Origin of the sequence: Shewanella sp. 8A (genome assembly GCF_023475945.1) — a bacterium.
Lineage (GTDB): Bacteria > Pseudomonadota > Gammaproteobacteria > Enterobacterales > Shewanellaceae > Shewanella > Shewanella xiamenensis.
In genome coordinates this window covers 85,318-98,145 of record NZ_JAMDJP010000008.1, presented here as the reverse complement: position 1 = coordinate 98,145, position 12,828 = coordinate 85,318, and the positions used below count along the sequence as shown (strand labels likewise).

At 45.2% G+C, this 12,828-nt stretch carries 11 protein-coding genes; 9 read left to right on the top strand and 2 right to left on the bottom strand.

Translation table 11 applies throughout. The annotated features are described in order from the left end of the window. Nucleotide 1 precedes the first annotated feature (1 nt). The gene (gene pheS, locus M0413_RS08250) at nucleotides 2–985 is read right to left on the bottom strand and encodes a phenylalanine--tRNA ligase subunit alpha (protein ID WP_249553776.1); all 984 of its coding nucleotides are present in this window, start codon (nucleotides 983–985) and stop codon (nucleotides 2–4) included. 470 nt (nucleotides 986–1,455) lie between these two features. Here pheS and M0413_RS08245 point away from each other — a divergent pair, with 470 nt between their 5' ends. Next, on the top strand, nucleotides 1,456–2,973 hold the full coding sequence (locus M0413_RS08245; RefSeq protein ID WP_037427754.1) for a methyl-accepting chemotaxis protein: 1,518 nt from the start codon (nucleotides 1,456–1,458) through the stop codon (nucleotides 2,971–2,973). Between the two features lie 518 nt (nucleotides 2,974–3,491). After that, the gene (locus tag M0413_RS08240; protein WP_037417920.1) at nucleotides 3,492–3,782 is read left to right on the top strand and encodes a cytochrome c3 family protein; all 291 of its coding nucleotides are present in this window, start codon (nucleotides 3,492–3,494) and stop codon (nucleotides 3,780–3,782) included. Nucleotides 3,783–4,013: 231 nt separating this feature from the next. On the opposite strand, the gene yoaA is transcribed toward M0413_RS08240, so the two are convergent. Then, on the bottom strand, nucleotides 4,014–5,936 hold the full coding sequence (yoaA, locus tag M0413_RS08235) for a DNA repair helicase YoaA (protein ID WP_249553774.1): 1,923 nt from the start codon (nucleotides 5,934–5,936) through the stop codon (nucleotides 4,014–4,016). A 432-nt stretch (nucleotides 5,937–6,368) separates the two neighbouring features. On the opposite strand from yoaA, the gene M0413_RS08230 reads away from it, so the two are divergent. From M0413_RS08230 to hisC, 7 genes are all read left to right on the top strand, one after another. After that, nucleotides 6,369–6,839 carry a DUF2059 domain-containing protein gene (locus tag M0413_RS08230; protein ID WP_037417916.1) on the top strand — a complete coding sequence of 157 codons (471 nt, stop codon included), beginning with the start codon at nucleotides 6,369–6,371 and terminating at the stop codon, nucleotides 6,837–6,839. Between the two features lie 91 nt (nucleotides 6,840–6,930). After that, nucleotides 6,931–7,383 (top strand): acyltransferase, encoded by a 453-nt coding sequence (locus tag M0413_RS08225; RefSeq protein WP_047535512.1) that lies wholly within the window; start codon nucleotides 6,931–6,933, stop codon nucleotides 7,381–7,383. A gap of 68 nt (nucleotides 7,384–7,451) precedes the next feature. After that, nucleotides 7,452–7,778, top strand: coding sequence for a DUF7716 domain-containing protein (locus M0413_RS08220; protein ID WP_249553772.1), 327 nt, complete (start codon nucleotides 7,452–7,454; stop codon nucleotides 7,776–7,778). 65 nt (nucleotides 7,779–7,843) lie between these two features. Then, nucleotides 7,844–8,671 (top strand): hypothetical protein, encoded by an 828-nt coding sequence (locus M0413_RS08215; protein ID WP_249559024.1) that lies wholly within the window; start codon nucleotides 7,844–7,846, stop codon nucleotides 8,669–8,671. Between the two features lie 659 nt (nucleotides 8,672–9,330). Next, complete coding sequence (gene hisG / locus M0413_RS08210; RefSeq protein ID WP_037418029.1) at nucleotides 9,331–10,230, top strand: ATP phosphoribosyltransferase; 900 nt, start codon at nucleotides 9,331–9,333, stop codon at nucleotides 10,228–10,230. A gap of 3 nt (nucleotides 10,231–10,233) precedes the next feature. Further along, entirely contained in the window at nucleotides 10,234–11,550 is a 1,317-nt protein-coding gene (gene hisD, locus M0413_RS08205) for a histidinol dehydrogenase (RefSeq protein WP_249553768.1), read from the top strand. A gap of 71 nt (nucleotides 11,551–11,621) precedes the next feature. Further along, the gene (gene hisC, locus M0413_RS08200) at nucleotides 11,622–12,812 is read left to right on the top strand and encodes a histidinol-phosphate transaminase (protein ID WP_249553766.1); all 1,191 of its coding nucleotides are present in this window, start codon (nucleotides 11,622–11,624) and stop codon (nucleotides 12,810–12,812) included. Nucleotides 12,813–12,828: the final 16 nt, after the last annotated feature.

Sequence of the window (12,828 nt, the reverse complement as noted above, 5' to 3'; positions counted from 1 at the left end):
GTTATTTAAATTGCTTCAGGAAACGCAGGTCGTTTTCGAAAAACGCTCGTAGATCGTTTACGCCGTAACGCAGCATAGTTAAACGCTCAACGCCCATACCAAAAGCAAAACCAGAGTATTTTTCTGGATCGATGCCAACGCTACGCAGCACATTTGGGTGCACCATACCGCAGCCTAACACTTCTAACCATTTGCCGTTTTTACCCATTACGTCCACTTCGGCTGAAGGCTCAGTGAATGGGAAGTAAGAAGGACGGAAACGCACCTGCAAATCTTCCTCAAAGAAGTTACGCAGGAAATCATGCAACACGCCTTTTAATTCGGCGAAGTTAACGTTTTCATCTACCAGCAAACCTTCCACTTGGTGGAACATTGGTGTGTGAGTTTGGTCGTAATCGTTACGATACACACGACCCGGTGAAATAATCCGCAGTGGCGGCTTTTCCGTTTCCATAGTACGAATTTGCACGCCCGAGGTTTGGGTACGCAGCATCAGCTTAGGATTAAAATAAAACGTATCGTGGTCGGCACGCGCTGGGTGGTGCTCAGAGATATTCAAGGCGTCGAAATTATGGAAATCATCTTCGATTTCAGGGCCTTGTTTTACCGAAAACCCTAATTCCCCAAAAAAGGTTTCGATACGTTCAATGGTGCGCGTCACTGGGTGTAAACCACCGATTTCGATAGTGCGGCCAGGTAGCGTCACATCAATCTTTTCGGCAATTAATTTGGCTTCAAGCTCTGCACTTCTCAGGACTTCGATGCGCTCAGTTAATTTCTGTTGAATGGCCTGTTTCGCATCATTGACCGCCTGACCAAAAGCGGGTTTTTCTTCAGGACTTAAGCTGCCCATCATTTTCATCATGTCGGTGATCTTACCTTTCTTACCTAGGTAATCGACACGGATATCATCCAGTGCTTTTAGATCACTGGCCTGGTCAATAATGACTAAGGCTTGTTCTACGATCTCAGTTAACTGCTGCATTTTCTCTTCCACTGCATAGTCGCGCTTGATAAACAAGTGCTATGGGCGCCAAACTTTCAGGCTATTTCGGTGCTCAGGTTATCGGGCGTTAATGCCAGACGCTTTGCTAGCTATAACGAAATAAAAGGAGAGAAATTTTACGCGAGCGAGCGGCATATTACTAGGGCTTATTCGGGGTTTTTATCATGCAAATTCATGTGTTATCCCAACAAACCTTCCAAGTTGATCGCCTTGGAAAGACATTTGTCGATTTTTACAGCAGTCACGTGATCACGCACTAACCACTGGCGACACATGTAACTAAACTGTAAACTTATGTTTGTACCTTGCCAAAATTGCTGCAAAACAAACAAAAATGCCGCAATTGGACAACAATAATACAAGCAACAGCTTACTAAGCAGAAAAACATAAAGTCTATGGCAAATCGACCGATATCCATTTGGTCACAGCCCAATTTATCGAGGCGCTAATGAAAGAAGTTAAATTTCGCTGGATAGATCAATACCTTATCCACATGACCTTAAAAACCAAATTTGCAATTCTCGCCCTAGTTCCCATGTTTATGATTGTGGGATTAGCGGTATTTTTAAATACTCAGTTTAGGGATACCCTGCTTGAAAGCCATTTGCATGGGCTCCAAGACACTTCCCAGAAAATCAATCAACTCGCCGCCCAGATTTCTAGCAAGCTACCCGAGCAAGAACGCCAAAATTTACCTAATCAGCTGAGCCAAGGCTTACAGAATGTTCAGATTGTTACAGTTTCTGAGGCTGATAGCCGCGCACAAACCCTTGCGCGCAGCGGTGGTGGTATTGATACCAGCAGTTCACCTAATCGGGCTGTTAGCTCGGTTAATGATCAAAATATGCTGACCATCATTCCCGTCGATGATCGTCAACTTAACGCCCTTTTAGCAGATGACAATATCTTAGTCTACAGCCTGATGGCAGTGCTGTTATTCGTGCTCTTCCTGTTTAGCTACTACATCTCTACCTTCGTTGGCGGTGCACTCTACACCACAGTCATGGCACTTAAACGCGCGGCGTCTGGGGATTTAACTGGCCGATTAAACTTCTTCGAAGTCAAAGATGAGTTCAGCATCTTAGCTATCAGTATCGACACGCTAGTCGAGCGCCAGCACAACTTGGTGAAGCAGATAGCAGAATCCACCAGCAAGATCCGCGAAGTGGTTTCATCTTTTAGAAGTACGGCTCAGCAAGGACAAGCCCTTGCGGTCAATCAACGTCAGCACCTCGACTCCTTAGCCACGGCGATGGAAGAAATGACTGCCGCGGTAAAAGAAGTGGCACGCAATGCCGAACAATCCTCCGCCGAAACCCAAGAGGCGAATCAACAGGTCAATGCGGGCTCTAAGGATATTGAAACCACAGTAAGCGCAATTGATGTACTGTCGGATGAAATTTCTGCTGCATCGAATGCCGTCAATACCCTCAACGACAACGCCAGTAAGATTGATGAAGTCGTTTCAACCATTAATGCTATCTCGCAACAAACTAACCTACTCGCCCTCAATGCCGCGATTGAAGCGGCGCGTGCCGGCGAACAGGGTCGCGGTTTTGCGGTAGTGGCCGATGAGGTACGAACCCTTGCTGGCCGCACGCAAGCTGCAACGGTAGAAATTAAATCCATGATTGAGTCGCTGCAACAAGGCACACGTAACCTCACCCAAGTGATGTCTCGCACCGTGAGTCAAGCAAGTGAAGGCAAACAGCATGTACTGCAAACGGGTAAAGATCTCGAGTCGATTGCCCACCATAGCAGCCGCGTGTTCGAAATGAGTGTGTTGATTGCCACGTCTGCGGAAGAACAATCAGCCGTAGCGAACGAAATCGCGACCAATCTGATGGAAATTCGCAATCAATCCCACGATGTCGAGCAATCGGCGAACCAATCGGTATCGGGTTGTGATGAGTTGCAAGCCACCGCGGGACAATTGGACCAGCTGATGGTGGGTTTAAAAATCTAATCGTTGAAGTGCTAAGCAACAAGGGAGCCAAGCACCCTTGTTGCTTAAATAACGAATCGTCATCTGGTTAATCCCTAATTAATTCATTTCTATAATTTAGAATTGCTAAATAAACTAAAATAAAATCTAAATTTTAAAATTTAGATTTGGATTATCGAATTTATCGCCCCCACAATAAAATATTGATCATACTTTTAAACTAAAAAAGTATTCATCCATTCACCTTTGATAACGATCAACATTTTGTCACCTTAAAAATCTATTATACATTCAAGAAGCCAAGTTAAATCTCAAAAAACTATTAATTTAAGCTTAATAAACTCTGTTAAGCCTAATGTACTTCAGTACACATTAATAAAACAGCGGCATATGCTTCAAGAGAAATACTAATTAGACATTTAAAAAAGCAATGTTTGCACATTGCTTATATTGCACCACTAGCTCTTTATAATCGAATAAGAGCTTATTTGCTGGCTTGAGAATGATAATTTAACCCACAATAAAAGAAGGAAAATAACATGCTTAAAAAGATGATGCTCATGTGTGCACTGTGTTTCTCTACTAGTTTAATGGCGGCATCACTTGCCGACAGCCATTCAGAAAGATCAGACTGTGAATCATGCCATAAGGATAAAACACCTTCTGCGGATTATGTTTTTGAAAATGAGCAATGTGTATCATGCCATGGCGAAATGAAAACACTCGCAGGTGAAGCTCATACTAAGCATGATGGCGTTTTAACATGCACAAATTGCCATATCGCTCATGAAGAAAAAGCACCTGCTGATGCCTGCAAAGCATGCCATTAACTCACTAAAAATCTAAAGCCAAAAGCCGAAGAATAACTTGTTTTGAATGGAACCATTTGGCAGGATGCCACTTGACCCACCTCCAAGGGTGTTTGCCATCTATTGCTCACAGGTGGCATTTTTTATCCCCATTTGTATCGCCTTAATGTATATCTAACAACTGAATACTTCGCTCATATTCCATAAAAATAAAACAAATTTAAGCATCCCAAGTAAACCATAAGACGAGTGTCAAGGTATTGTTCTCAAGAACGCCAAGGCTTTATCTAAATTACGGGTGCGCGCCATCGGCGGCAGGGAGTTTAAAAATGCCTGTCCGTAGGCGCGATTCACAATCCGATTATCACACAGGATTAATACGCCGCAGTCCTTTTCGTCACGGATCAAACGTCCAACTCCTTGTTTGAGTGCAATAATCGCCTGAGGTAATGACACTTGAGTAAAAGGATCGCCGCCCTGACGGCTAATATTGTCGGCGCGGGCACGGTAAAGCGGCTCATCGGGCGAGACAAACGGCAATTTATCAATAATCACGCAGCTTAATAACTTGCCACGCACATCTACCCCCTCCCAAAAACTGCTGGTACCAAGTAATACCGCATTGCCCAGTTGGCGAAACTTTGTGAGCAAACTCTGTTTACCCGCTTGGCCCTGCACCAGCAACGGATATTGAGTCCGAGTTCGCAATGCCAACGCCGTTTGCTCAAGCATTTTATGGCTGGTAAACAAAATAAAGGTTCGCCCCTGCGCTGCCTCAATCGCTTTCACACATACATCGACTAACTGTTTGACTGCTTGCTGCTGATTCGCCACATTGCCCAGTTGCCTCGGCACACAAAATAACGCCTGACGCGGATAATCAAAGGGACTATCCAAAATATGCGCCTTGGCCTCACTGATCCCTAACTCCTTGGCAAAATGCGCTAAGCTGCGGTTCACTTGTAAGGTTGCCGAGGTAAAAATCCAACTGGTATTGGCCACAAATAACTGCTGACATTCGCGGGCAATATTAATCGGTGAAATCCGTAGCATCACAAAACGGCTACCAAATTCAACACTATAGGCAGCCTGTGGATTGTCACATTGGAAAAACTGATTGAGCTTATGGTTAAGGTCCGCCAGTTTAACGGCAATATCATCTAATAACTCACTGCGCCCCACATGGGCGAGCAAGAGTTTTTGCAGCGCGGTTAACTCTGCGAGTAAATCCCATGATGCTAGCGCAATTGACTTATTGCCAAGCAGCATACGCCAATCCGACTCGGCAATCGAAAACAATCCATTATGCCAGTCACTCAATTTGGCTAAACAACGCTGACAAAATTGGGCAATCTGCCCCGTATCGCTGAGCTCAGTTTGATAAATCTGCAATAACTTTTGCAGGTAGTCATCAATAGTGCGACTCGAGGATTGCTGGCCAAAATAACTGACGCAGATATCCGGCAGCAAATGCGCTTCATCGAAGATCACCACATCGGGATCGGGTAATAATTCAGCAAAGCCTGTGTCCTTTAACACACTGTCTGCAAAGAATAAGTGATGATTTACGACGATGATTTTCGCATCCATCGCGCGGCTGCGAGCCTTACGGGTAAAACAGGCATCATAAAATTCGCAGCGCTGGCCAAGACAGGTCTCTTTGGTACTGACGACGAAGGGAAGCGCGGGAGAATTTTCAGGCACTGAGGTTAAGCCACCAATATCGCCGTCTTTACTCATGCCCGCCCATTGGTTGATTTTGAGTAAATCGTCTAATAATCGCGCTTCAATATGGCTGGCCTCCTGCATCTGCCTATCAAGCCGATACTGACACAAATAGTTATTGCGACCTTTTAATAGCGCAAGCTTGGGCGCAATCCCAAGCATAGATGTCAATGCGGGTAAATCCTTTAAAAACAATTGTTCCTGCAAGTTTTTACTGCCAGTACTGACAATCACTTGCTTACCACTTAACATAGCGGGAATTAAATAGGCGAAGGTTTTACCGACCCCTGTACCCGCTTCGATCAGTGCATTGCCCTTACTCGCAATCGCTTCACTGATGATTTGCGCCATCTCAACCTGACTCTGACGCGCACTGAACCCTTGAATATGCGTAGCGAGCACACCATCGTTGGCAAAAGCACGCAGCACCTCATTCGTCAATCTGCTCATCGAACGAGGAGCATCAAGCGACTGCTGATTTGATTGCTGATGTTTAGCTTGCCGCGGAGCTGAGCGTCGAGAGTGAGTCAATGGCGAGCGAGTTCCTATAAAAACGATTCAAAAAAGCGAGTTGTGGGTTAAGGCGTTAGCCTTCGCTAAGGAGCATAACGCTGTTGCCGCAGTGTAATTAAGCCCGCCTGATAATACCAATAGTTTTAATCTAGCGCCGAGCTTCTTGAGCTAAAACATGGAGTAGCGTAGTTTAAATGATTTAACAACCAAAGGCTTAACTCAACTTTTCCCCGATTGCTTGCTAAGAGATAAGCTGCTAAGTTGCGTTAATGATTGTGCTAATGACTTAATTTTGCACGAAGCTTCAATTATGGATATATAACTCAATTAGGTTTACGTTATAAACGTTGAGATGATTAAGGATATAAAATGAAAAAGTTCCAATTATTACCGTTAATGTTATTTATTTTATCTACTCCCGTAGTAGCGCAAGAAGCACCAATAGATGAAATGTTTAGAGTGATGTCAATCGATAAACAAATGGCTGGTGGATTTGAAGCTATGTTACCAATAGTAGACCAAATAGCCACCAACTATAAATTAGATAATAAGGCTAAAGAAGAACTTAAGGGTATTTATAGAGCATGGTTTAATGAAGATGTTGATCGTCCCAGAGTGATAAACGAATTAAAAAAACAGTACTCTGAGGCTTTCACAAATGAAGAAATCATTAAAATAACCCAATTTTATCAAACTTCTACAGGTAAAAAACTCTTAGAAAAAACGCCACAATTGATGCAAACTGGAGCACAAATCGCCATGCAAGAAGCACAAGCAAAACAATCTAAATTAATTGAGCGTATTAGACCTTTTCTCGCAAAGCATGGAATTAAAGAATAAAGCTATAACAATTATCTGAACATGAGGTCTGATATTACGAGACTTGTAAAAAGCTACGCACTCAGTGGTAAGCATTAGGCGGAGATTAACCATGCCAACGACCTTATCCTTGTCACAATATGTGAAAAAGCGAAATGGTGTTCCACTGGGTGCCAGTCACTCGATGAGGAATATGCTATCACGCGCCCTGGGTGCTAAGTCATTCCCCATTTTTTGGCATTATTGGAATCCGATTTGGGGTTATTATTTATCACGTAATGTCATGCGTCCTAGCAGTCAGTTTCTGCCGATGTGGCTCGCCGTACTTGTCACCTTTTTGGTCAGCGGTGCGCTACACGATCTCGCCGTTGCTCTGGTTAAATGGCAAACCATATTCTTTTTTACACCTTGGTTTGGCATCATGGGAGTTATAGTGATTGCCTCAAATAAATATCGCCTTTCCTACGGTACATTACCTTGGATTATGCGGGCTTTGATTAATTTACTGTTTATTTTCTCATCATTTGCGTTAACCGAATTAATGCAGGGTCTGTGGAGGCCTTGAGCCTGATTCTGTCGGTTTAATTAACTCGTCCAAATGATGTAAATGATGCTCGCTCAAAAGGATATTTCATGCGATTAACATTAACCTTGGAAACCCTATTATCCCAACTTGGTTCTTTTTCGTGGCACTTGGATGTGTATAAAGTCTTAGAGAAACCATTGAACCCCACAATGACAATGTTAATCATTGACGATGAGCTTGAAGAAGAACGCGACCAACAGGATGAGCCTCTCTACCCGCAAACTCAAAGTTATCAATACTTTTTAAGCATTGCGGATTTGCAAAGCATCAAGGCTAATTTAGTGCAACAGCTGCCACATGCTACCTTGCATGACATAATTCATGCTGTCAGTTATTACTATCAAAACGATGCTTATATAAATGTAGAGAGCTAACCGCTTTAATTGCGCTTTTATAAGATAAATTAAAACAATTGTTAAAGGATAAAATAGAATCAGCTATGGATAAAAAAGCAAAAAGGATTTTATTCTCCACCTATTGGAAGAATGGTTGGATTGACGTAAAAAACAGAAGTATCTCCGATCCCGACTTTATCTATGCCAAATCGAAAGGATTAATGTTTGATCCTTTAACTATCTGCCACGATGAATGTATCCTTGCCACCACAACGCTAGTAAAAGGCATTTCGCAAGCACAAGTAACAAAAGGATTTTTAAGCAGTCTAACCTCTCGGCGATTGGATTGGCGCTCATCCCTTGCATCCTATGCGATCGCCCAAAAAATCCCATCTCATCAATACACACCTGTCATTTCAGGCTCTTCTTATATGGATGGCAAACCAACTGCACATTCCTATACCTGCGGCATTTGCCGAGACAGTCAATATGGCATCCGAGGAAGCGAATCCTATATCGAGATGGATATTAACGTATTCAATTTCGAGCGTATAAAATGGGGCGGCGTGCGCCATGGGGATATTTTGTATACCTATTTTGATTTAAACCAATTTATTAATGCCGATATTCCAGAGCCAACGTCAGATGATATTGCCTGTTTTAGAGCGATATTAACGACTATCGAAACGTCTGAGCCGAGCGATTATCCCAGCACACTAGAGAAAAGATTAGCGAATGTGATTAAGTCGAGTAAAGCTGAGCGACAAATATTAATCGAAATATTAGCCAGTCTGGGAATATTAAAACCCAATACTGTCGATAGACAACGCCAAGGCAAAAATGACTGGGTATTTGCCGAATATTGGCGTGGTGAAGACAAATATTGCCAACAAACAGTTGATCGCCTGTTTGGAGAATATTTAACAGGGTAAAAGGGATGTCACGCGCTAATCCTGCATTAGCGCTGTGACTGACACTTAGCCACAACCGCCAGTCTAGATTGAACGCTGTTAGACAAGATTTACCATACTTACCGCCAGCCGAATTTGTCTAAACGCAGCATCGGCTTTGTGCCCATCCCCTAAATAACCTCAAGTATTCGCCCCTCCTTGCGATAAGCAGATTATCGTCCTGCGACCACCAAGATGAAACATTTTCATAAAGCGCATAAATATTCTTATTTAGTTAAAATTAGCTGTTGCAAACGGCACAGAAAGCGGTTAGCTTAAAAAAACGTTCGATGGATAAGTATCCATCAACACCGAATTCAACAGAATAGAGTATAGAGAGTCATATGAGCCCATTACTGAACGCTATCCACCATCATCACCACCATATGCGGTAGCCTTCGGACGCTCACTGCCGAAGGACTATATCCTTCTGGCGGACTGATTCAAAGATGATCATAAACCCCTGGAAGGAATTCCGGGGGTTTTTGCTTTTGGGCTTTTTAACTAACGATTTAATAGATAATTAGTAATTAATTTCAATATGTTAACCGCCACATTTACTGGCGGTGCCGATAAACCAGTTAAAGCGTGAAACGAAAGAATATCATTTTGAATTTGTTAACTTTGAGCGAGATAAAATTATGACTGAATCAAACCGTTTACGTATTGCCATTCAAAAATCGGGTCGCCTATCGACCGACTCTCAGCAATTACTCAAGAGCTGCGGTGTTAAGTTTTCCATTAACGAACAACGTCTTATCGCACACGCAGATAACATGCCTATCGATTTACTCAGAGTACGTGACGATGATATTCCAGGACTGGTGATGGATGGCGTGGTCGATTTAGGCATTATTGGTGAGAACGTGCTCGAAGAAGAGCAAATTGAGCGTCAAACCCTAAATAAGCCAGCTGAATATGTAAAATTACGCCAATTAGATTTTGGCGCCTGCCGTCTCTCGTTAGCCGTACCAACCGAATTTAGCTATGCCAATGCCTCATCCCTAGAAGGCTTGAGAATTGCCACCTCCTACCCCAATCTATTGCGCCGTTTTATGCAACAAAAAGGCATAAATTATCGCGACTGTATGTTAAAAGGCTCGGTTGAAGTTGCGCCGCGTGCAGGGCTTGCCGATGGCATTTGTGACTTAGTCTCCACTGGCGCAACCCTTGAAGCCAATGGTTTATACGAGACTGAAGTCATATACCGCTCCATGGCCTGCATTATTCAATCAACCCAAACCCAAACGCCGAGCAAACAAGCCTTAATCGATCGCATTTTATCCCGCGTAAACGGCGTGATCCGCGCCCGCGAAAGTAAATATATTTTGCTGCACGCGCCCACTGAAACTTTAGATCAAATTGTCGCCCTGCTGCCCGGTGCCGAAAATCCTACTGTATTGCCATTAAACGACGATACTAATCGAGTGGCCATTCACGCCGTGAGTACCGAAGATTTATTCTGGGACACCATGGAAGAACTCACCGCGCTCGGTGCCAGCTCAATCCTCGTCATGCCAATTGAAAAAATGATGGGGTGATCTATGGATATTTTGACTTGGGCAGCGTTATCCGTCGATGAACAAAAAGCCGCGCTCCAACGCTCACCTTTAATTGGTGACAGCGGCTTAGAACAAAGTGTTCGGGCCATTGTTGATGCCGTGGCTAGCCGTGGCGATGCGGCGCTAAAAGAGTTTAATCAAAAGTTTGATGGCGCCAAGCTTGTAAATATCAGTAGCGCCAATATCGACAGTCTGCGTTTAAGTGAAAGCGAGATTAGCGCCGCCAGCGCACGAGTCTCGACCGAACTTAAAGCCGCCATTGCCCAAGCGATGGCCAATATTGATGTGTTCCACAGCGCGCAGCAATTTCGCCCCATCGACATTGAAACCCAAGCGGGGGTTCGCTGCGAGCTTCGTAGCGAACCGATTGAAAAAGTCGGTTTATATATTCCCGGTGGTAGCGCCCCATTAATCTCAACCGTACTGATGTTGGCCCTACCTGCCAAAATTGCTGGCTGCGAAAAACGCGTATTGGTGAGTCCGCCGCCGATTAACGATGCAATTGTGTATGCGGCAAACGCCTGTGGGATCACCGAAATCTATCAAGTGGGCGGCGCGCAGGCCATTGCCGCACTGGCCTTTGGCACTGAAACGATTCCCAGCGTCGATAAGATTTTTGGCCCAGGCAATCGTTATGTCACCGAAGCCAAGCGCTTAGTCTCGCAGGACGGTCGCTGCACTGTGTCTATTGATATGCCCGCAGGCCCTTCTGAGGTATTAGTGATTGCCGATAGCGATGCCAATGCGCAGTTTATTGCCGCAGATTTACTCTCGCAAGCAGAGCACGGCCCAGATTCGCAGGTCATTTTAGTCACGGATTCGGAGCCATTAGCACAAGCTGTGAATCAAGCACTCGAGTCACAACTGGCCGCTCTGCCACGCCAAGAGATTGCCGCAACCGCGCTAAACAGTAGCCGCACCATTTTAGTCAAAGATATGCTGGAAGCAGCACAGGTATCGAATCGTTACGGGCCTGAACACTTAATTATTCAAACCCGCTTCCCACGGGACGTACTCAAGCATATTCGTGCCGCAGGCTCAGTGTTTTTAGGCGCCTATACACCTGAATCGGTTGGAGATTATGCCAGTGGAACTAACCATGTATTGCCGACTTACGGTTACAGCCGCGCGGTATCGAGCCTCTCCTTGGCAGACTTTAGCCGCCGCTTTACGGTGCAAGAACTCAGTGCTAAGGGCCTACTCGGACTCGGGCAAGCGGTAATGACCCTTGCCAGCAATGAGTTACTCGATGCTCATAAAAATGCGGTCGCGATACGCTTAGCCAGTCTTAAGGACTGATAGTAGCAAGACGAAATAACAGTACGCTTCAGCGTTAATGAAAGCCGTAGCAAGACTTAGGATGATATAGGATGAGCCAAGTGCCAATTAGCCAAGCGCCAACGAGCAATGTGCCAGTAACAAAGGTTTCGAGCGCCAATAGCGCCAGCAACACTCTCGATAACAATACTCTCGATAACACAAGCATCGAGCCAACAACCCTTGCCGCACGTCTTGCGCGGCCCGAACTGCTCAAGTTAACGCCTTACCAAAGTGCTCGCAGGCTAGGTGGTCGTGGGGATATTTGGATCAACGCTAACGAATCGCCCTTCAATAATGTAGCCGTTGCCGAACTCGATTTAACTAAGTTAAATCGTTACCCAGAGTGCCAACCGCCCGCGTTAATCAATGCCTACAGCCAATACAGCGGTGTAGCGGAGAGCAAAATTGTCGCCAGTCGCGGCGCCGATGAGGCCATCGAACTGCTGATCCGGGCCTTTTGTGTCCCAGGCATCGATTCCATTGCGACCTTTGGGCCCACTTACGGCATGTACGCCATTAGCGCGCAAACCTTTAATGTGGGCGTTAAGGCATTAAGCTTAACGGCTGAATACGGTCTCCCTGCCGACTTTGCAACGGCCACGCGCGGCGCTAAGTTAGTGTTTATCTGCAATCCTAATAACCCAACCGGCACTGTGATTGACAAGGCGCGCATAGAGCAAGCCATCCAAGCCCTGCCCGATGCCATTGTTGTCGTCGATGAGGCTTATATCGAGTTTTGCCCAGAATATAGCGTGGCGGATTTACTTGAGACTTACCCAAATCTCGTTGTACTGCGCACCCTCTCAAAAGCCTTTGCCTTAGCAGGCGCGCGCTGCGGCTTTTTACTGGCCAATGAAGAAATTATCGAAATCATCATGCGGGTAATTGCGCCCTATCCCGTGCCACTTCCCGTGAGTGAAGTGGCCGTGCAAGCGCTGTCAGCGGCTGGGATTGCGCGGATGAAAACCCAAGTCAAAGCGCTCAATACTCAGGGAGAGCGACTCGCGGCGGCGCTGAATTTGTACTGCGAGCAATGGGGCGGCGCCGTGCTAAAACCCAATGGCAACTATGTCTTAGCCGAGTTTGACGACGTAGCAACAGTGGCACAACTGCTTATCGACAATGGCATTGTCGCGCGGGCCTATAAGGACCCAAGGCTAGCTAAAGCCATTCGTTTTAGCTTTAGCTCTCAGTCTGACACCGACCGCTTAGTGTCACTCTTTGAATCGCAAAAGCTGTGAGCTTTGGGTGCAAGTA